Raw genomic sequence first — 19997 nt, forward strand, 5'->3', positions numbered from 1 at the left:
GAAGAACCAGAGGGCGCCGCGTTCATTCAGAATGCCCGCGTCATCGTTGATGATCTTCGCGAGCAAGCTCGCTCCTACACTAGTTACGCTCCCACACTTCGAAGTTGTAGGCCGGCTTGTCACCTTCGGCTGGATTCTCTACATTCGACACCAGCTCCCACTGGTTCCTGTCAAACTCTGGAAACCACGCATCCCCTTCCGGGCTCAGCGCCACGCGAGTCAGGTACAAGCGATCGGCCTGTTCCAGCCCCTGCGCATACAATTGTGCGCCGCCGATCAGCATCAGTTCGTCCACGCCTTGGGCCTTGGCCCACTCCTCAGCGCGCTCGACTGCCGCTTCAAGTGACGGAAACACTTGCGCACCTTCAAGCCGCAGGTCGGTCTGACGGCTGACCACCAGGTTCAAGCGCCCCGGCAGCGGTCGGCCCAGGGAGTCCCAGGTCTTGCGCCCCATGATGATCGGCTTGCCGAGCGTGGTGGCCTTGAAATATTTGAAATCCCCCGGCAAATGCCAGGGCATGCTGTTGTCGACGCCGATCACACGGTTTTCACCGAGGGCTGCGATCAGGCTTAAAGGGAGAGTTTTTTTCATGGCGACGAGAATACCAGAGCGGCGAGCCAGCGGTTATGCTCCAACCTCATCAACACGACAGGACGGCGCGTGACTGCATTGAACCCGCTGCACAGACTTTGGCTGACCGAAACCGTGCGCCTGCGCGAAGAACACGCCGGCCCCCTGGAAGACCTGGAAGCCAACCGCCTGGCCCGCACCGCCGGGGGCGACCTGCCCTCGCGCATCCAGCAGCGTGCGCTGCACCTGGCCGAACGCGATGGTTTGGCCGCCGCGCTCAGCCGCTGGCTGCAAGGCGCACGCCTGGCGCTGGTGTTACTGGCGGTGGTCGCCGTCATCAGCGGCGCCGGTTTGGCGTTCGCCGCGCTGGGCAATGGCCTGGCCCCGGTGAATGTGTTCTGGGCCTTGGGCAGCCTGCTCGGCCTGAACCTGATCTTGCTGATAAGTTGGGCCCTGGGCCTGCTGTTTGCCGGTGAACACAGCGCCAGCCTCGGCCGGCTGTGGTTGTGGCTCAGCGAGAAACTGGCGCGTGACGCCAAGGCCGCGCAACTGGCGCCGGCGTTGTTGCTGTTGCTGCAACGGCAAAAACTCAATCGCTGGGCGGTGGGGGTGCTGGTCAACAGCTTGTGGTTGCTGGCCTTGCTCAGCGCCCTGGTGATCCTGCTGACCCTGCTCGCCACCCGCCGCTATGGGTTTGTGTGGGAAACCACCATTCTCGGCGCCGATACCTTTGTCGCCGTGACCCAGGCCCTCGGCACACTCCCGGCGCTGCTCGGTTTCAATGTGCCCACCGTTGAGATGATCCGCGCCAGCGGCGACTCCGCGCTGAATATCGAAAGCGCCCGCCAAGCCTGGGCGGCCTGGCTGGTGGGCGTGTTGCTGGTCTACGGGCTGCTGCCGCGGTTGATCCTCGCCCTGCTGTGCCTGTGGCGCTGGAAACGCGGGCGCGCAGCCTTGCGCCTGGACCTCAACCTGCCCGGCTACGCCCAACTGCGCGAACGCCTGATGCCCAGCAGCGAGCGCCTTGGGGTCAACGATGTGGCGCCCGAGCACCTGCACCAGGTCAGCGGCGGCGTTAGCGAGCTGGAGAGCGACGGTGCGTTGCTGGTTGCCATCGAACTCGACGACCAACACCCTTGGCCGCCCAAACTGCCCGCCAACGTCAAGAACGCCGGCATCCTCGACAGCCGCGAATCACGCAACAAATTGCTGGAACAACTCAGCCGTTTCCCACCCGCGCGCCTGGCCATCGCCTGTGACCCGCGCCGCTCGCCCGACCGTGGCAGCCTGGCGCTGATCGCCGAGCTGGCACGCAGCGCCAGCGACACCCGCGTATGGCTGCTGCAGGCGCCACCGGGCCAGGCGCTGGACGCCGAGCGCCTGGGCGACTGGCATGCCGCGCTGCAACAACTTGAGGTGTCGTTTGCCGATTGCGCGCCGCTAAGCTGGCTGGAGACCGGTCATGACTAAACCGCTGAAACTCGCCGTGGTCGGCCACACCAACGTGGGCAAAACCTCACTGCTGCGCACCCTCACCCGCGATGTCGGCTTCGGCGAAGTGTCCCATCGCCCCAGTACCACGCGGCACGTGGAAGGTGCGCGCCTATCGGTAGATGGCGAAGCCTTGCTGGAGCTGTACGACACCCCCGGTCTGGAAGACGCCATTGCCCTGCTCGATTACCTGGAACGCCTCGACCGCCCCGGCGAACGCCTGGATGGCCCGGCGCGGCTGGCGCGTTTTCTGGAAGGTAGCGAAGCGCGCCAGCGTTTCGAACAGGAAGCCAAGGTGCTGCGCCAATTACTGGCCTCGGATGCCGGCCTGTACGTAATCGACGCCCGGGAACCGGTGCTGGCCAAGTACCGCGACGAGCTGCAAGTGCTGGCCAGTTGTGGCAAGCCGTTGTTGCCGGTGCTCAACTTCGTCAGCAGCAGCGACCACCGCGAACCAGACTGGCGCGAAGCCCTGGCCCGCCTCGGCCTGCATGCGCTGGTGCGTTTCGACAGCGTGGCACCGCCCGAAGACGGCGAACGCCGCCTGTATGAGAGCCTGGCCCTGCTGCTGGAAAACGCCCGCCCCCAGCTGGAACGCCTGATCCTCGACCAAGAAGCCCAGCGCCAGGCTCGCCAGCAAAGTGCCGCCCGGCTGATCGCCGAATTGCTGATCGACTGCGCCGCGTGCCGCCGCAGCGTCACGACCGAGGACGAGCCCCAAGCCGTCAGCGATTTACGCAAGGCCGTGCGCCAGCGCGAACAAAAGTGCGTCGAAGCCCTGCTCAAACTGTTCGGCTTCCGCCCACAGGACGCCGCCGCCAGCGACTTACCGTTGCTGGACGGGCGCTGGGGCGACGACCTGTTCAACCCCGAAACCCTCAAGCAACTGGGCGTGCGCGTGGGTGGCGGGATCGCCGCCGGCGCGGCGGCCGGTGCCGGCGTGGACCTCCTGGTCGGCGGCCTGACGCTGGGCGCTGCTGCCCTGGCAGGCGCGATTGCCGGCGGTGCGCTGCAAACTGCACGCAGCTATGGCAGCCGCCTGATGGGCAAGATCAAGGGCCAACGCGAACTCACCGTCGATGACAGCGTGCTGCGCCTGCTCGCCCTGCGCCAACGCCAACTGCTCAAGGCCCTGAACCTGCGCGGGCATGCGGCGATGCACAGCATCAAGGTCGATACGCCCCAGGACAAAACCTGGCGCGAAGGCAAGCTGCCGGACGCCTTGCACAAGGCCCGCGCCTATCCGCAATGGTCGTCCCTCAACCCCCACGCCAAACTGAGCCAGGCCGAGCGCCAGGAACAGGTCGAGGCCCTTGCCCAGCGGCTCGACGAAACTTAAGCCCCCAGCACCTGCCGGGCTTTTGCCTTGAGCACTTCAAGGTCCAACACCGGCACCTGCGTTTGCTTGGCCTGCTCGTCCCAGTGGCGCATACGCAAACTCACGGCGTACAACGGGTCTTGCTCAAAGGCCCTGGCCTCTTCGGCGCTCATCACGCCGCCCTGGTAACCCAGGGTGCGACGGCTGGCTTGGCTCAAGCGGGCGAAATAGTCCGGCTGGCTGAAGGTCAGGTAACGCTTGGCCTGCACGTGGTATTCCACCAATTTGGCCAGGCGTTCGCTGAAGCCTGCGCGGCGCAGGTAATCGGCGCCCAGTCGCTCGTGGCTGACCACGCCATAACCGCCCATGTTCGCGCCGCCCTGGCCGCAAAGGTGGCCGATGTCGTGGAAGAACGCCGCCAGCACCACCTCGTCGTCAAACCCTTCGGCCATGGCCAATTGCGCGGCCTGGGACATGTGCTCGAGCTGCGACACTGGCTCGCCGATGTAGTCAGCCGTGCCATGCTGCTCGTACAAGCCAAACACCTGGGCAATCGCCTGTTCCGGGTTCATCGCGTCTCGCCCCACAACGTGTTGATATTACGCTCTGCCATCGCCGGCCCCACGCTCATCCCTACGCCGGTGTGCATCAAGGCAGCGCTGACGCCGGGTGCCGCCTGCACAAACGAAAACGGCCCAGGCCCGCGCGAACCGTAGACGCCCTGCCAACGCTCCACCACCTGGACCTTGCAACCCAGGGTCTGCTGCGCCAATTCGATCAGCCAGTCATCCACCTGCTCGGCGTTGAAGGGCGACGGATCGCTGTCGTAATGGTGGGAGTCACCGATGATCAACTCACCATGGGGCGTTGGGCTGATCAACAGGTGAATGCCGTGCTCGTGCAGGTACGGCGTTTCACGCAGGATCTGCGCCTGCACCGCGGCTGCTTCCGGCAGGTCGGCAAAGGCGCCGTAGTGCACGCAGCTTAAGCCGGTGAGCAAGGCATGTTGCAGGTTCAGATTGAGCACCGGCCGGGCGCGCAGCATTTGCAGGCGACAGGTTTGCGGGTTGAGCGCGGCGATGGCGTCGGCCAGCAGGGTCTGATAATCGTGGCCGGAGCAGACGATGATCTGCTCGCCGCGAAAGCTGCCCGCCGTGCTGTGCAACTGGCCCGGTTCCACCTCGCGCACCAGGGTGGAGAAATGAAACTCCACGTTCAGCGCCTGGCTCAGGTAATGGATCAGCGCCGGTATGGCCTCACGGGAATACAGTTGCTGGTCGTCCTTGCCATGCAGCGCGGCGCGGTGATGGCGGAACTGGCCGGCGTACAGGTCGTTCATGGCAGCGCCTTGCAGCAGCTCGACGTTGTAGCCGTGCTCCCGCGCCCGCCCGGCGCAGAAGGCTTCGAGTAGATGTTCTTCGGCTTCGGTGCGGGCGAACAGGTAAGAGCCATTGCGCTTGAGCGCCAGGCCTGCCGCTTGCGCCCATTGGCCCCAGATTTCGCGGCTTTCCCGCGCCAGGTCCAGCATCGGCCCTGGTGGTTGGCCGGTGACCAAGGCCTGGCCGAAGTTGCGTACCGAGGCGCCCAATGGCGTGGCGCTGCGCTCGAACACCTTGACCTTGAGGCCGCGCCTGGCGGCGGCATAGGCGTGGGAGAGGCCGAGGATTCCGGCGCCGACGACTAACAGATCACTACTCATACTGTCCTCTGGTTCCCGCGCTCCGCGTGGGAATTCATCCGGTGACGCTCCGCGTCACGACCTTCAAAAGCGGACGCGGAGCGTCCAGAGCGGCGTTACCACGCGGAGCGTGGGAACGATCGGTTACTGTTTTTCCGACTTGCCGTCATAACGCTTACGCCATTCGGCCAGGATGCTGTCACGGTTCTTGGAAGCCCAGACAAAGTCGTTCTTGATCAACCGCTGCTCATAGTCCGCCGGCAATTCGGTCTGTGGCTTGGCGATTCCCGGTTGGGCGAGCACGGCGAAGTTGTCCTTGTACAGGTCCATCGCCGCGCTGCTGGCGGAGAAGTCAGCGAGTTTTTTCGCCGCGTCGGCATGGGCCGTGCCTTTGATCACGGCGGTGGCTTCGATGTCCCAGCCCAGGCCTTCCTTGGGCAGGATGATGTCCAGCGGCGCGCCCTGGCGCTTGAGCTGAACCGCCGGGTATTCGAATGAAATACCAATCGGAAACTCACCGGACGCCGCCAACTTGCACGGCTTGGAGCCGGAGTGAACGTACTGGCCGATGTTCTGGTGCAAGTCGTCCATGTACTGCCAGCCCTGCTTCTCGCCGAAGGTCTGGAGCCAGGCGCTGACATCCAGGAAACCAGTGCCCGACGACGCCGGGTTGGGCATCACGATCTTGCCCTTGTACTCAGGCTTGGTCAGGTCCTGCCAGCTCACCGGTTTGGTGAGGCCCTGCTTCTCGGCTTCGACGGTGTTGAAGCAGATGGTGGCGGCCCACACGTCCATGCCGACCCAGGCCGGAGGGTTGGCGGCGTCGCGGTAGTTTTTGCCGATCTTGTCCAGGTCCTTGGGCGCGTAGTTGTCGAGCATGCCTTGCTGATCGAGGATCGCCAGGCTGGAGGCGGCCAGGCCCCATACCACGTCAGCCTGGGGGCGATCTTTCTCGGCCAGCAGTTTGGCGGTGATGATGCCGGTGGAGTCGCGCACCCACTTGATCTCGACGTCGGGGTTGGCCTGTTCGAAGGCTTTTTTGTAGGTCTTCAATTGCTCGGCTTCAAGGGCCGTGTACACCGTCAACTCGGTCTTGGCCAAAGCATTCAGGCTGAATGCCGTGAGAACTGCAGCGACCAGCGCCAGGGGCTTGAACATGGAGCACCTCCTTCAGGGATGTTTTATTGGCCGGGTGCGCGCTGGCGCCAGGCTTGGGAGCGGCGCAGCGCGCCACGTGAGGCCCACGCCAGCAGCAGCGAGACGCTGGCCGAGGTGAACAGGATCAGGGTCGACATGGCCGCCGCGCCGCCCACATTGCCGGCGTCGTCCATGTTCAGCACGGCGACGGCGGCGAGGATGGTGTCGGGGCTGTAGAGGAAGATCGCGGCGGACACGGTGGTCATCGCCGACACAAACAGGTAGCGCAGGATGTCCAGCAGCGCCGGCAGGCAGATCGGCACCGTGACGCGCAGATAGTGGCGGTACAGCGGCGCCTTGAGGGACAGCGCGGCGGCTTCGAACTCGGCGTCCAGTTGGCGCAACGCGGTGGTCGCGGTCATCTGCGCGGTGGTCAGGTAGTGGGCAATGGTGCACACCACCAGCAACGCCATGCTGCCGTACAACACATGCAGCGGGTTGCCGTTGAGGTTGAAGAAGAACACGTAGCCCAGCCCCAGGACCAGGCCCGGCACGGCCATCGGCACGAAGCTGAGCATGCGCAGTGCCAGGTTGAGGTTCTTCTGGCCCTTGGTCTTTTCCATCAGGTAAGCGCCAGTGAAGATCAGCACGCTGCCGATCAACGCCGTGCACAACGCCATGGTGAGGCTGTTGCGATAGGCCAGCCAGCCGCCGCCGGCGGTGTCTTCGAACTGGTAGTGGTTGAGCGACAGCGACAGGTTGTACGGCCAGAATTTCACCAGCGAGGAGTACACCGCCATGCCGAACACCAGCAGCAACGCCGCGCAGATCAGCAGCACGATGGCCAGGTAGCACCCGTCGCGCAGCCGCGATGGCGCCGGCTGGAACACCTGGGCGCGGCCGCTCATCGCGTCGCCATGCCGACGGCGCAACCAGGCATCTACGCCAAAGCTGAACAGCGCCGGCAGCAGCAACACCATGCCGATCAACGCGCCGCGACCGAACTGTTGCTGGCCCACCACGGCCTTGTAGGCCTCCAGCGCCAGCACCTGATAATCGCCGCCCACCACCACCGGCACCCCAAAGTCGGTGATGGTCAGGGTGAACACCAGGCAAAACGCAGCGAACACCGCCTGGCGCGTGGCCGGCCAGGTAATGCTGCGAAACGCCCGGGCCGGGCTGGCGCCCATGCTCGAAGCGGCGTCGAACAAGCGCGCATCCGCCAGGGACAACGCCGACAGCAAAATCATCAAGGCATGGGGAAAGGTGTAAATCACCTCACCGAGCACAATGCCCCAGAACCCGTAGATATTCTCCGAGAACAAGCCGCGCAGCAGGCCCTGGTTGCCGAACAGATAGACCAGGGCAATGCCCGGCAGCATCGATGGCGCCATCAATGGCAGCAATGACAGGCCACGCCAGATGGACTTGCCGGGGATCAGCGTGCGTTGCAGGGCATAGGCAAACAAGTAGGCCAGCGGCACGACGATGGCCGCCACACTGAGGGAAACTTTCAGGCTATTGCCCAGCAACCAGTGGAAGTTGACGCTGCTCAACAGTTCGCGCGCGGCTACCAGGCCACCGCCCTGCCCGGCTTCGCTGCTGAAGCCGCGCCAGAAAATCGCCAACAGCGGCAACAGCACCGCCACCACCAACAGGCCCAGCCAGAGCCATTTGCCGCCGACCACAAAGAGGCGGTCGCCCCACTCGGCGCGGGACACCTGACGCGGTACCGGCAATGTCATCACCGCCCCCATCTCAGGCAAACACCTGCAGGCTGCGCGGCGGCAACGCCACCCAGATGTCCTGGGCGCCCAGGCGCGGCATGGCTTCCGGCGCCAGTTCCGCCAGCAACGGATGGTCTGGCAACTGCTCCAGCTCAAAGCTCATGCGACAGCGGTTGCCGAGGAAGGTGATCTCGCGAACCTTGGCCGGGAACAGGTTTTCTTCGTGCACCGGCGGGTTGACGCAGATCGCTTCCGGGCGGCAGAACAAGCGGCCCGACTGGGCGACACCCGCGTCCTCAGCCAAACGCATATTCAACCCACCCACCTGGGCATGGCTGGCGCTGTTACGGCTGAACGGCAACCAGTTGCCCTGGCCGACAAACTCCGCCACGAACGGCGTGGCCGGGCGGTCGTAGATTTCCTGGGGCGTGGCGTACTGCTCGACCTTGCCGTTGTTCATCACGGCAATGCGGTCGGCCATCAACATGGCTTCGTCCTGGTTGTGGGTCACCATCAAGGTGGTGATGCCCAGGCGCCGCTGCAGTTGGCGCAGTTCAGTGCACAGGTGCTCGCGCACCCGGGCATCGAGGGCCGACATCGGCTCATCCAACAGCAATAACGACGGCGCCGGCGCCAGTGCGCGGGCCAGGGCGACGCGCTGTTGCTGGCCGCCGGAGAGTTGGCCGGGGTACTTCTTTTCGCTGCCCACCAGGCCGACCAGTTCGAGCATCTGCGCGACCCGCTTGCGCACTTCATCGCGGCCGCTGCCGGTGAGGCCGTAGCCGATGTTCGCTTCAACGCTGAGGTTGGGAAACAACGCGTAGGACTGGAACAGGATGCCGTAGTCCCGCGCCTGGGGTGGCAGCAGCGACACGTCGCGCTCGCCCAGGTAAAGCTCACCGCTGTCCTGGCGCTCCAGGCCGGCGATGCAGCGCAGCAGTGTGGTCTTGCCACAGCCGGAAGGGCCCAGCAGGCACACCAGCTCGCCGGCGGCGACGTCCAGGGAGACGTTGTCCAGCGCGGTGAACGCGCCAAAGCGTTTCTGGATTGCGCGCACTTTCATCGGTGCGCCGGGTTGGGTCAGGGCTGTGTGCATGGTGGCACCTCATCGAACGGATGAAGGCCATGCTAGGGAGGGAATGCGTAGCTGGTGTGGCAGAAAGGCAAAAGGAGGTGATAGTGGTATTGGTGGATTTGTGTAGGACTCATGGTAATGAGTTGCCTGGTCTACCGCCTTCGCGAGCAAGCCCGCTCCCACAGGTTGACCGCATTCTCATGTGGGAACGCGATCAAATGTGGGAGCGGGCTTGCTCGCGAAGAGGCCCTCAAAGCCAGCGAAAAATTCAGAGGGGTGACATTTCCTGAGCCAAGCCAAGGAACGCCGCCGGCAACCGGGCGTTTTTTCTTTCCTTGAGGCAATACAGATACTCCGGAATCTGCGGCGCATTCTCGATGGTCAGCACGCGCAATTGCGGGTCATGGGGCACTTCCTGGCGAGCGATGATGCTGATGCCGATATTGCGCAGTACCGCCTCGCGAATCGACTCACGGCTGCCAATCTCCAGCAACGGCCCGTACCCCACGCCGGCGTTCTTCAACATCTCTTCCGTCAGCCGGCGGGTGGTGGAGCCCGCTTCACGCATCAGCAAGGTATGCCCGATTAGCGCGCTCAACGGTACGTGATCAAGCTTGGCCAACGGGTGGTTGCGGTGCACCGCCAGCACCAGCGGGTCCGTGCCCAGCACGCGGCGGATCAGACGGGCATCTTCGAGCAGTTGCGAGGAGGCCGCGACATCGACGCGGTAATCGTCCAGCGCCTCAAGCACCTGCTGGGAGTTGCCGATTTCCACCGACACGTCCACCTGGGGCAGGCGCTCGCGAAAAGCTTTGACCAGATCGAGGATGTAATACGGCGCCGTCGCGGCAATCCTCAGCGCGCCCTGGACCTGGCCGTTGTTGCGCAGGAAAAACTCGATATCCGCTTCCTGCTGCAACAGCGCCTTGACCATCGGCAATAGCCGCGCGCCTTCGTCGCTGACGGTGAGACGGCGGCCGCCACGGTAGAACAATTCGACGCCGTATTGGCTTTCCAGGTTGCGAATCTGGGTGGTCACCGTGGGCTGGCTCAGGCCGAGTTTCTTCGCCGCGTGGGTAATGCTGCCCAGGCGGGCGACCATGAAAAACGCCTTTAACTCAGCACTCAGCACACCACCCTCTCATCCGCTATTTGCGCACCAGGCGCAGGCCATTGAACACCACCAGCAGGCTCACGCCCATGTCGGCGAAGACCGCCATCCACATGGTCGCCACGCCCATGAACGTGACGGCCAGGAAGATCGCCTTGATCACCAGCGCCAGGGCGATGTTCTGCTTGAGGATACTCGACGTTTGCCGCGACAACCGAATGAAAGCCGGAATCTTGCGCAAATCATCGTCCATCAGCGCCACGTCGGCGGTCTCGATGGCGGTGTCGGTGCCCGCTGCGGCCATGGCAAAGCCGATCTCGGCACGGGCCAGGGCCGGGGCGTCGTTGATGCCGTCACCGACCATACCCACCCGATGGCCCTGGCCGTAGAGGGTTTCGATGGCTTGCAGTTTGTCGGTGGGCAACAGGTCGCCCTGAGCCTGGTCGATACCGACCTGGGCCGCAATGGCCTGGGCAGTGTGGGTGTTGTCGCCGGTGAGCATCAGGGTCTTGATGCCCAGATCGTGCAATTGCTGGATGGCTTCGCGGCTGCTCTCCTTGACCGTGTCGGCCACGGCAAACAGCGCCAGCGGGCCGGACTTGTCCAGCAGCAACACCACGGACTTGCCTTGTTTTTCCAGGGCGAAGAGTTTTTCTTCAAGAGCCTCGGAACACAGGCCGAGGTCTTCCACCAGGCGGTGGTTACCCAGGTGATAGGTCTGGCCGTTGATATCACCCCGCACACCGCGCCCGGCCAGGGCCTCGAAGTTATCCACAGCGTAAGTCGACAGGTTTTTATCCACAGCTGCGTTGGCAATTGCCAGGGACACCGGGTGATCGGAACGCGATGCCAAGCTGGCGGCCAGGGCCGGCGCGCTGTCTTCGATATTCGGGAACAGCGGCAGGTAGTCGGTTTGCACCGGTTTGCCGTGGGTGATGGTGCCGGTCTTGTCGAGGGCCAGGTAGTCGAGCTTGTAACCACCCTCCAGGTACACGCCACCCTTGATCAGGATGCCTTTGCGCGCCGCTGCTGCCAGGCCGCTGACAATGGTCACCGGGGTGGAGATCACCAAGGCACAAGGGCAGGCCACCACCAGCAACACGAGGGCGCGGTAGATCCAGTCAAACCACACGCCCGCCATGAACAGCGGCGGAATCACCGCCACACCGAGGGCAAACAGGAAGACGGCCGGGGTGTAGACCTTGGAGAAGCTGTCGACAAACCGCTGGGTCGGTGCGCGTGCGCCTTGGGCCTGTTCCACGGCGTGGATGATTCGCGCCAGGGTCGAATTGTTCGCCGCTGCGGTGACCTTGTACTCCAGGGAACCGGCCTGGTTGATGGTGCCGGCAAAGACTTTATCGCCCACGGTTTTCTCAATCGGCAGGCTTTCCCCGGTGATCGGTGCCTGGTCGATGGTGGACTGGCCGGCCGTGACCTCACCGTCAAGGCCGATGCGCTCGCCAGGCTTTACCCGCACAATCGCGCCAAGATCAATGCTTTTGACCTCTTGTTCCAGCCAGGAACCGTCGGCCTGGCGCACCGTGGCCTGTTCGGGGGTCATCTGCATCAGGCCGCTGATGGCGTTGCGCGCCCGGTCCAGAGATTTGGCCTCGATCAACTCGGCCACGGTGAACAGGAACATCACCATTGCCGCTTCCGGCCACTGGCCAATCAGGATCGCGCCCGTCACCGCGATGCTCATCAAGGCGTTGATATTGAGGTTGAAGTTCTTCAGGGCAATCCAGCCCTTCTTGTAGGTGGTAAGGCCGCCGCTGAGGATCGACACCAATGCCACCAGCGCAATCACCCAGGTGGGTGCCACGCCGGTAAAGTGCAGCACTTCGGCCCCCAGGGCGCCCACGCCCGACACCGCCAACGGCCACCAATGCTTCTTGGCAGGCGGCGCGGCGGCGGGGCTGCCTTCTTCGATAGGGTCGGCCTGCATGCCGATGGACTTGATTGCCTCGATGATCGGCGCGGTGTTCGGCAGGTCATGGGTGACACCGAGGATGCGGTTGATCAGGTTGAATTCCAGTTGCTGCACGCCAGCGAGCTTGCCCAGCTTGTTCTGGATCAGCGTCTGCTCGGTGGGGCAGTCCATGGCTTCGATGCGGAAGGTGCTCAGGCGCGAGCCGGCGGTGGGCGCCTCGCTCAGGGTCACTATGGCAGGCCCGGCAGCGCCAAAGCAGCAGGAGCCGGAATGGCCGTGGTTATCCACAGGCGTGAGTTTGGCGGGCCCATGGTCATGTTTATGATCATGGCCGTGGTCATGAGCGTGATCGTGATCGTGATCGTGATCGTGATCGTGATCATGCTTGTGGTCGTGCTTGTGCGGGGTATGAATGGAGTGGCTCATCAGGTCGCGTCCGTAAAGGTGCCTGTTGCCAAGTAAAGACCCTGTAGCCACTATAGGGTCAAGCACCCATTTGGAGATTGCTGCGATGAAGATCGGCGAACTGGCCAAACTCACCGATTGCCCGGTGGAAACCATCCGTTATTACGAGAAGGAAAACCTGCTGCCGCCCCCGGCCCGCACCGACGGCAACTATCGCGTGTACACCCAGGCGCACACCGAGCGGCTGACCTTTATCCGCAACTGCCGCAGCCTGGACATGACCCTCGAAGAGATCCGCAGCCTGCTGGGGCTGCGCGACAGCCCCCAGGACCAATGCGAAAGCGTGAATGCGTTGATCGACGAGCATATCCACCATGTGAAAGCGCGGATCGACGGGTTGTTGGCCTTGCAGGAGCAACTGCTGGACCTGCGCCAACGTTGCGGCGGTGGGAACCAGTGCGGGATCTTGCAGCAGTTGGAAGTCAGCGGCGGGATTGCGGCCAGCGAGGCCGAGCCTTCGCATGTGGGCAGAAGCCACGGCCATTAAATTCAAGTGGATACAGACCCAATGTGGGAGCGGGCTTGCTCGCGAATGCGGTATATCAGCCAACTGATCCGGCGACTGACACTGCGCATTCGCGAGCAAGCCCGCTCCCACAATTCTTACCGCAACAGGCTTTAGATAGCCACGTCGGCCTTGATGCTCGGGTCGGCGTCGTAGCCCACGATTTCAAAGTCTTCGAACTTGTAGTCGTAGATCGACGCAGGCTTACGCTTGATCACCAGTTCCGGCAGTTTTTTCGGCGTACGCGCCAACTGGGTCTGGATCTGTTCCATGTGGTTGCTGTAGGCGTGGGTGTCGCCGGTGGTGACGATGATCTCGTGGGGGATCAGGTCGCATTGCTGGGCCAGCATGTGGGTCAGCAACGCCAGCGCGGCGGTGTTGTACGGCAGGCCCAGGAACACGTCGGAGCTGCGGATATACAACTGCATCGACAGATGGCCGTCATGCACGAACGCCTGGTACAGCAAATGGCACGGCGGCAGGGCTTGCTTGCCGTTACGCGCGTTTTCCTGCGGGCTCTGGGTTTCGTCCGGCAGGTATTCGACGTTCCAGCCGTGGAACAGGATGCGGCGGCTATTGGGGTTGGTCTTGAGCGTGTGCACCATGTAGTCGATCTGGTTGATCGTGCCGCCGTCCTTCGTCGGCCAGGCGGTCCACTGCTCGCCGTACACCGGGCCCAGGTCGCCGTCTTCGGTGGCCCATTCGTCCCAGATCTTCACGCCATTTTCGTTGAGCCACTTGATGTTGGTGTTGCCGCTCAACATCCAGATCAGTTCGTTGGCGATGCTTTTGAAGTGCAGCTTCTTGGTGGTCAGCAGCGGGAAGCCGTCGGCCAGGTTATGCCGATACTGACGCGCAAACACAGCCTTGGTGCCGGTGCCCGTGCGGTCGCCCTTGGTCAGGCCGTTGGTCACGACGTCCTGCAGCAGTTCGAGATATTGCTTCATGTTTTTACCCGTATCGTTGAAGCCAAGACCTCCTGGTCTTGGCATTCGAATTTAAAGCGCGGCGTTCTTCAGCGGCTGCGGGCGATTGTACGCCCACCACAGCATGCCCAGGCCCGCCAGGATCATAGGCAAGCTGAGCACCTGGCCCATGGTCAGCCAGCCCCATGCCAGGTAGCCCAACTGCGCGTCCGGTACCCGTACGAATTCGACGATAAAGCGGAAAATCCCGTAGAACAGCGCGAACATGCCCGATACGGCCATGGTTGGGCGTGGCTTGCGCGAGAAGATGTAGAGAATAAGGAACAGTGCCACACCTTCCAACGCGAACTGGTACAGCTGCGACGGGTGGCGCGGCAGTTGCGCCGGGTCGCTGAACGGCGGGAACACCATCGCCCACGGCACGTCGGTCGGCTTGCCCCACAGCTCGGCGTTGATAAAGTTACCAATGCGCCCGGCGCCCAGGCCAATCGGCACGAAGGGGGCAACGAAGTCCATCAGTTGGAAGAACGACTTGCCATTGCGCCGGCCAAACCACCAGGCGGCGATCATCACGCCGATAAACCCGCCGTGGAACGCCATGCCGCCCTTCCACACTTCGAAGATCAGGGTCGGGTTGGCGAGATACGCAGACAGGTCGTAGAACAGCACATACCCCAGGCGCCCGCCGACGATCACGCCCATCGACATCCAGAACACCATGTCGGAGAGCTTCTCCTTGGTCCAGGTCGGGTCGAAACGGTTCAGGCGCCGGGAAGCCAGCAGCCAGGCACCGCCGATGCCGATCAGGTACATCAACCCGTACCAATGGATTTTCAGCGGACCGATGGCCAGGGCCACCGGGTCGATCTGCGGGTAAGGCAGCATTGCGACTCCTCGTTAAAACATTTAGTCATGACGCACCGGACCATGCCGATGTGCGATTAAGCCTGCGTTACAGCTGCGAGATCAAATTAAGAAGTTCACATACACACCAAACAGCCCGGCATGTTAACGGATCAGAGGTGCGCGGCCCAACTTCGAGACGATGGAACACCTGCGCGTCTGTGGGTAGAGTGGCAAAAACACAAAAGGGGTCACCCGATGTGCCTGATTGTTTTCGCCTGGCGACCGGGCCATGCCCAACCGCTGATCGTCGCGGCCAACCGCGATGAGTTCTACGCCCGCCCCAGCCTGCCCTTGGCCCAGTGGGCGGATGCGCCCCGGATCTACGCCGGTCGCGATCAGGAGGCCGGGGGCACCTGGCTGGGGGTGAACGCGGATGGGCGCTTTGCCGCCCTGACCAACATCCGCGACCCGCACCAGCCACCGGCACGCAAGTCTCGCGGCGAACTGGTTGCGCGGTTTCTAAGTGGTTCGCTGCCAATTGACGATTATTTGGCCGATGTGAATGGACGCTCGATTGAATACGCCGGGTTCAACCTGCTGGTGGGCACGCGGGATGAGCTGTGGCACTACAACGCCAAGGACACCGAACCGACGCGGTTGAAGGCTGGGGTGTATGGGCTATCCAATGCCGGGCTGGATACGCCCTGGCCGAAGTTGCTAAAGGCCAAGGCGGCGTTCCGCGCAGTGCTGGAGAACCCAGAGCCTAAGGCCCTGCTGGAGATTCTGAGCGACCCGCAGATCGCGCCGTTTGCTGAGCTGCCCGACACCGGCGTAGGCCTGGCGACAGAAAGCCTGCTGTCGAGCGTGTTTATCGCCAGCCCCAGTTACGGGACACGGGCGAGCACGGCGTTGATTGTGAATGCCGATGGGACGCGAAGGATGCTGGAGCGTAGCTTTGGCCCGCACGGTGGGCGGCTGGGTGAGGTCGAACTGAAAATCTGACGGCGCTTGGGCTGACGTCATCGCAGGCAAGCCAGCTCCCACATTTGGAATGCGGTTCCCTGTGGGAGCTGGCTTGCCTGCGATGAAGGCGCCTCGGTCTAGAGGGTTTTGGCCGAGGCCGGGTTGATCATCCGGGTCAACCCCAGGTTTTTCAGCGCCAATTGCAGCGAGCTGTGGATAACTTGCGGGTTGTCGATGGTCATCAACTCGGCGAGCAAATCCTTGGCCCTGCTCAATTCCACCTGGCGCAGCATCCACTTCACTTTCGGCAAGTTGGTGGCGTTCATCGACAGGCTGTCAAAGCCCATCGCCATCAACAGCACCGCCGCCGCCGGGTCGCCGGCCATTTCGCCGCAGATACTCACCGGTTTGCCTTCGGCATGGGCGTCGCGCACCACGTGTTGCAGCGCTTGCAGCACCGCCGGGTGCAGGTAGTCGTAAAGGTCGGCCACCCGTGGGTTGTTACGGTCCACGGCCAGCAGGTACTGGGTCAGGTCGTTGGAGCCTACCGACAGGAAGTCCACCTGCCGCGCCAGTTCCTTGGCCTGGTACACCGCCGCCGGGATTTCGATCATCACGCCAATCGGCGGCATCGGCACATCGGCGCCTTCGTCGCGCACTTCGCCCCAGGCACGGTGGATCAGGTGCAGGGCTTCTTCCAGCTCATGGGTGCCGGAGATCATCGGCAACAGGATGCGCAGGTTGTTCAAACCCTCGCTGGCCTTGAGCATGGCGCGGGTCTGGACGAGGAAGATTTCGGGATGGTCGAGGGTAACGCGAATACCGCGCCAGCCAAGGAAGGGGTTGTCTTCCTTGATAGGGAAATAGGACAGTGACTTATCGCCGCCAATATCCAGGCTGCGCATCGTCACCGGTAACGGGTGGAAGGCTTGCAGTTGCTCGCGATAAATCGCCAGCTGCTCCTTCTCGCTCGGGAAACGCTGGTTGATCATGAACGGCACTTCGGTGCGGTACAGCCCCACCCCTTCGGCGCCGCGCTGTTGCGCACGGGCTACATCCGCCAGCAGGCCGGTGTTGACCAGCAGCGGTACCCGGTGGCCATCGGGGGTGACACACGGCAGCTCACGCAGCGAATCCAGGCCCTGGGCCAGTTGCTTCTCTTCTTCCACCACCTCGGCGTATTGCTTGCGCAGCACGTCGCTGGGGTTGGTGAACACTTCGCCGCGATGCCCGTCGACGATCATGTCGATGCCATCGACCTTGGAATACGGCAGGTCCACCAGGCCCATCACCGTCGGGATACCCATGGCCCGGGCCAGGATCGCCACGTGGGAGTTACCCGAACCCAATACCGAGACCAGGCCCACCAGCTTGCCTTCAGGCACTTCGCCAAGCTGGGTGGCGGTCAATTCTTCACTGACCAAAATGGTGTTATCGGGGAAGACCATGTTGGTGCTGCGGTCTTCCTGCAGGTACGCCAACAGGCGGCGACCCAGGTCGCGCACATCCGATGCCCGCTCGCGCAGGTAGGCGTCGTCCATCATTTCGAAACGGTTGACGTGATCGGTGACCACCTGGCGCAACGCGCCCTGGGCCCACTGGCCGGTCTTGATCACGGTCTTGACTTCGTTACCCAGGGACGCGTCGTCGAGCATCATCTGGTACACGTCGAACAGCGCACGCTCTTCGGGGCGCAGTTGGGTGGCCAGCTTGGTCGACAGGTTGCGCATATCGGCGCGCACGCCTTCGAGGGCGGTCTTGAACAGTTTGATCTCGGCGTCGATGTCACTGACGCTCTTGTCCGGCACCACATCGAGGTCGGCGGGCGGCAGCATGACCACCGCGGTACCCACCGCGGCGCCTGGCGAACCCGGTACGCCGACGAACTTGGCTTCCTGGATACCCTTGCCCTGGCGCCCCAGGCCGCGAATCGAGCCGGTCGCTTCGGCGTGGGCGATAACCCCAGCCAGTTGCGCGCTCATGGTCACCAGGAAGGCTTCTTCGCCTTCGTCGAACTGGCGACGCTCTTTTTGCTGGATGACCAACACGCCGACAACGCGGCGGTGGTGAATGATCGGTGCGCCCAGGAACGAGGCGTAGCGCTCTTCACCGGTTTCGGCAAAGTAGCGATAACGCGGGTGATCGGCCGCGTTCTCGAGGTTAAGGGGTTCTTCACGCGTCCCCACCAGGCCCACCAGACCTTCATTGGGCGCCATGCTGACCTTGCCGATGGAGCGCTTGTTCAAGCCCTCCGTGGCCATCAGCACAAAACGGTTGGTCTCGGGGTCCAGCAGGTAAACCGAGCAGACTTGGCTGCCCATGGCTTCCTTGACGCGCAACACAATAATCCCCAACGCCGCCTTGAGATCCTTGGCGGAGTTAACTTCCTGGACGATCTTGCGCAGCGTATTGAGCATGGCTCGGGGTCGAACTCCGTCGTCAGTCGCGCGCTAAAAGGCGCGGGGCAAGCTCTTTGAGAGCGCGACGATAAACCTCGCGCTTGAATGTCACCACCTGGCCCAACGGATACCAATAGCTGACCCAGCGCCAGCCATCGAACTCCGGTTTACCGGTCAAATCCATCCGCACCCGCTGCTCGTTGGAGATCAGGCGCAAAAGAAACCATTTCTGCTTCTGGCCGATGCACAGCGGTTGGCTGTGGGTACGCACCAGGCGTTGCGGCAAACGATAGCGCAACCAGCCACGGGTACAGGCCAGAATTTGTACATCTTCGCGCTCAAGGCCGACTTCTTCGTTCAACTCACGGTACAAGGCGTCTTCAGGGGTTTCGTCGGGGTTGATTCCACCTTGAGGAAACTGCCAGGCATCTTGGTTGATTCGGCGAGCCCATAGCACCTGTCCGGCATCATTCGTCAGAATAATGCCGACATTAGGACGGAAACCATCGGGGTCGATCACGGCAACAACCTCGCAAACGCATGTCGCCGCATTGTTCCACAAAGGTTGTTCCAGCGGCAACGAGGCTTCTTACCTTATGTGCACTCTTGTGAAAAGACCGTATTCTGGACGCCTTTTTACAGACTTTTCAGCGAGTAACTGCAATGCGCCTGGCTTTATTCGACTTGGACAATACCCTTCTGGGCGGTGACAGCGATCACGCCTGGGGCGATTACCTGTGTGAACGCGGTTTTCTCGACCCGGTGGCCTACAAGGCCCGCAACGATGAGTTCTACCAGGACTACCTGGCCGGCACGCTGGATAACGCCGCCTACTTGAACTTCTGCCTGGAAATCCTCGGCCGCACCGAGATGGCCCAGCTGGACGAGTGGCACAACGACTACATGCGCGACTGCATCGAGCCCATCCTGCTCCCCAAGGCCGTCGAGCTGCTGGCCAAGCACCGCGCCGCCGGCGACAAGCTGGTGATCATCACCGCCACCAACCGCTTCGTCACCGCGCCGATTGCCGAACGCCTGGGCGTCGAAACCCTGATCGCCACCGAGTGCGAAATGGTGGACGGCCGCTACACCGGGCGCAGCACCGACGTGCCGTGCTTTCGCGAGGGCAAGGTGACACGTTTGAACCGTTGGTTGGAAGAAACCGGGCATAGCCTGCAAGACAGCTACTTCTACAGCGACTCGATGAATGATTTGCCGTTGCTGGAGCAGGTGACGCACCCGGTGGCAGTGGATCCGGATCCGAATTTGCGCGCTGAGGCTGAAAAGCGTGGCTGGCCGGTGATTACACTGCGCGGCTGACCGGCTTCACCTGTAGGAGCGAGCTTGCTCGCGAAAATCGTCAACGATGACGCGCGCATCCTGAATGAACGCGGCGCCCTTGAGTTTTTCGCGAGCAAGCTCGCTCCTACAGGGAATCAAACAGGCTTGGCACCCATAAGCCCTGCAATCGCCACAAACCCCACCAGGCTGACCACCGCCAGCACCAAGGTGAAATTCAGGCTCCCGCCCTCGCCCTTGCGCAGCCGATTGAGCCGCGCCACCAGCCAGAACCAGGCCAGCGCCGCCACGGTGTAGAGGATGCTGGAGCCCAAGATCCAGGTTTGCCCCAATGGCCAGCCGAGCAGGTGCACCAGCCACCAGCCGGTGAACGGCATGCTCACCAGGCAAATGCCCATCAGCAGCCATACAAATGCCCAGGGGCGCTGCACGGTCGCAGCCGGGCCGGCGCTGCGTTTACGCCAGGCCAATACCGCCAGGCCCAGGCCGCTGAGCAGCAGCAATACGGTGGCGGTGATGTGGATCACCTTGAGGGTGGTCAGCGTTTCCATGGTCT

General features: G+C 62.8%; 19 protein-coding genes. 6 read left to right on the forward strand and 13 right to left on the reverse strand.

Annotated features, from left to right (window positions below; genetic code table 11):
- Nucleotides 1-79: 79 nt before the first annotated feature.
- Nucleotides 80-592, reverse strand: a complete 513-nt coding sequence (locus ACWHXD_RS29565; RefSeq protein WP_138762053.1) for a dihydrofolate reductase — start codon at nt 590-592, stop codon at nt 80-82.
- Nucleotides 593-661: 69 nt separating this feature from the next.
- On the opposite strand from ACWHXD_RS29565, the gene ACWHXD_RS29570 reads away from it, so the two are divergent.
- Together ACWHXD_RS29570 and ACWHXD_RS29575 are read left to right on the forward strand one after the other, a co-directional pair.
- Nucleotides 662-2041, forward strand: a complete 1380-nt coding sequence (locus ACWHXD_RS29570) for a DUF2868 domain-containing protein (RefSeq protein WP_098950112.1) — start codon at nt 662-664, stop codon at nt 2039-2041.
- Nucleotides 2034-3401, forward strand: coding sequence for a DUF3482 domain-containing protein (locus ACWHXD_RS29575; protein WP_138762052.1), 1368 nt, complete (start codon nt 2034-2036; stop codon nt 3399-3401). The genes ACWHXD_RS29570 and ACWHXD_RS29575 overlap by 8 nt, the downstream gene beginning before the upstream one ends.
- On the opposite strand, the gene ACWHXD_RS29580 is transcribed toward ACWHXD_RS29575, so the two are convergent.
- The 7 genes from ACWHXD_RS29580 to ACWHXD_RS29610 form a co-directional block, all read right to left on the reverse strand.
- Nucleotides 3398-3952, reverse strand: a complete 555-nt coding sequence (locus ACWHXD_RS29580) for a phosphonate degradation HD-domain oxygenase (RefSeq protein ID WP_138762051.1) — start codon at nt 3950-3952, stop codon at nt 3398-3400. The two genes, ACWHXD_RS29575 and ACWHXD_RS29580, sit on opposite strands and share 4 nt — an antisense overlap.
- Nucleotides 3949-5079 carry a TIGR03364 family FAD-dependent oxidoreductase gene (locus ACWHXD_RS29585; RefSeq protein ID WP_138762050.1) on the reverse strand — a complete coding sequence of 377 codons (1131 nt, stop codon included), beginning with the start codon at nt 5077-5079 and terminating at the stop codon, nt 3949-3951. Before ACWHXD_RS29585 ends, ACWHXD_RS29580 begins: the two co-directional genes overlap by 4 nt.
- A gap of 123 nt (nt 5080-5202) precedes the next feature.
- Nucleotides 5203-6216 (reverse strand): putative 2-aminoethylphosphonate ABC transporter substrate-binding protein, encoded by a 1014-nt coding sequence (locus ACWHXD_RS29590; protein WP_138762049.1) that lies wholly within the window; start codon nt 6214-6216, stop codon nt 5203-5205.
- A gap of 23 nt (nt 6217-6239) precedes the next feature.
- Nucleotides 6240-7952, reverse strand: coding sequence for a putative 2-aminoethylphosphonate ABC transporter permease subunit (locus ACWHXD_RS29595; RefSeq protein WP_138762048.1), 1713 nt, complete (start codon nt 7950-7952; stop codon nt 6240-6242).
- 1 nt (nt 7953) lies between these two features.
- Complete coding sequence (locus tag ACWHXD_RS29600; RefSeq protein ID WP_138762047.1) at nt 7954-9018, reverse strand: putative 2-aminoethylphosphonate ABC transporter ATP-binding protein; 1065 nt, start codon at nt 9016-9018, stop codon at nt 7954-7956.
- 247 nt (nt 9019-9265) lie between these two features.
- A complete protein-coding gene (locus ACWHXD_RS29605; RefSeq protein WP_138762046.1) occupies nt 9266-10129 on the reverse strand; it encodes a LysR family transcriptional regulator in 864 nt (287 codons plus the stop codon).
- A gap of 16 nt (nt 10130-10145) precedes the next feature.
- Nucleotides 10146-12326 carry a heavy metal translocating P-type ATPase gene (locus tag ACWHXD_RS29610; protein ID WP_462362603.1) on the reverse strand — a complete coding sequence of 727 codons (2181 nt, stop codon included), beginning with the start codon at nt 12324-12326 and terminating at the stop codon, nt 10146-10148.
- Between ACWHXD_RS29610 and ACWHXD_RS29615 the strand changes: the two genes are divergently transcribed.
- Both ACWHXD_RS29615 and cadR read left to right on the forward strand, forming a co-directional pair.
- A complete protein-coding gene (locus ACWHXD_RS29615) occupies nt 12309-12500 on the forward strand; it encodes a hypothetical protein (RefSeq protein WP_238344550.1) in 192 nt (63 codons plus the stop codon). The two genes, ACWHXD_RS29610 and ACWHXD_RS29615, sit on opposite strands and share 18 nt — an antisense overlap.
- 49 nt (nt 12501-12549) lie before the next feature.
- Nucleotides 12550-12990, forward strand: a complete 441-nt coding sequence (cadR, locus tag ACWHXD_RS29620; protein WP_003195185.1) for a Cd(II)/Pb(II)-responsive transcriptional regulator — start codon at nt 12550-12552, stop codon at nt 12988-12990.
- A 131-nt stretch (nt 12991-13121) separates the two neighbouring features.
- Here the strand turns inward: cadR and ACWHXD_RS29625 are convergent, their stop codons facing one another.
- Nucleotides 13122-13955, reverse strand: a complete 834-nt coding sequence (locus tag ACWHXD_RS29625; protein ID WP_014720362.1) for a thymidylate synthase — start codon at nt 13953-13955, stop codon at nt 13122-13124.
- A gap of 51 nt (nt 13956-14006) precedes the next feature.
- Nucleotides 14007-14819 carry a prolipoprotein diacylglyceryl transferase gene (lgt, locus tag ACWHXD_RS29630; protein ID WP_003195189.1) on the reverse strand — a complete coding sequence of 271 codons (813 nt, stop codon included), beginning with the start codon at nt 14817-14819 and terminating at the stop codon, nt 14007-14009.
- A gap of 216 nt (nt 14820-15035) precedes the next feature.
- Here lgt and ACWHXD_RS29635 point away from each other — a divergent pair, with 216 nt between their 5' ends.
- Nucleotides 15036-15782, forward strand: a complete 747-nt coding sequence (locus tag ACWHXD_RS29635) for an NRDE family protein (RefSeq protein ID WP_138762044.1) — start codon at nt 15036-15038, stop codon at nt 15780-15782.
- Between the two features lie 98 nt (nt 15783-15880).
- On the opposite strand, the gene ptsP is transcribed toward ACWHXD_RS29635, so the two are convergent.
- The gene (gene ptsP / locus ACWHXD_RS29640; RefSeq protein ID WP_003195193.1) at nt 15881-18160 is read right to left on the reverse strand and encodes a phosphoenolpyruvate--protein phosphotransferase; all 2280 of its coding nucleotides are present in this window, start codon (nt 18158-18160) and stop codon (nt 15881-15883) included.
- A gap of 22 nt (nt 18161-18182) precedes the next feature.
- A complete protein-coding gene (locus ACWHXD_RS29645; protein ID WP_003176750.1) occupies nt 18183-18662 on the reverse strand; it encodes an RNA pyrophosphohydrolase in 480 nt (159 codons plus the stop codon).
- A gap of 143 nt (nt 18663-18805) precedes the next feature.
- On the opposite strand from ACWHXD_RS29645, the gene ACWHXD_RS29650 reads away from it, so the two are divergent.
- Complete coding sequence (locus ACWHXD_RS29650) at nt 18806-19462, forward strand: histidinol-phosphatase (protein WP_138762043.1); 657 nt, start codon at nt 18806-18808, stop codon at nt 19460-19462.
- A 116-nt stretch (nt 19463-19578) separates the two neighbouring features.
- On the opposite strand, the gene ACWHXD_RS29655 is transcribed toward ACWHXD_RS29650, so the two are convergent.
- Nucleotides 19579-19992 carry a DUF2269 family protein gene (locus tag ACWHXD_RS29655; protein WP_014720366.1) on the reverse strand — a complete coding sequence of 138 codons (414 nt, stop codon included), beginning with the start codon at nt 19990-19992 and terminating at the stop codon, nt 19579-19581.
- Nucleotides 19993-19997 lie beyond the last annotated feature (5 nt).

The organism is Pseudomonas fjordensis, from assembly GCF_976987115.1.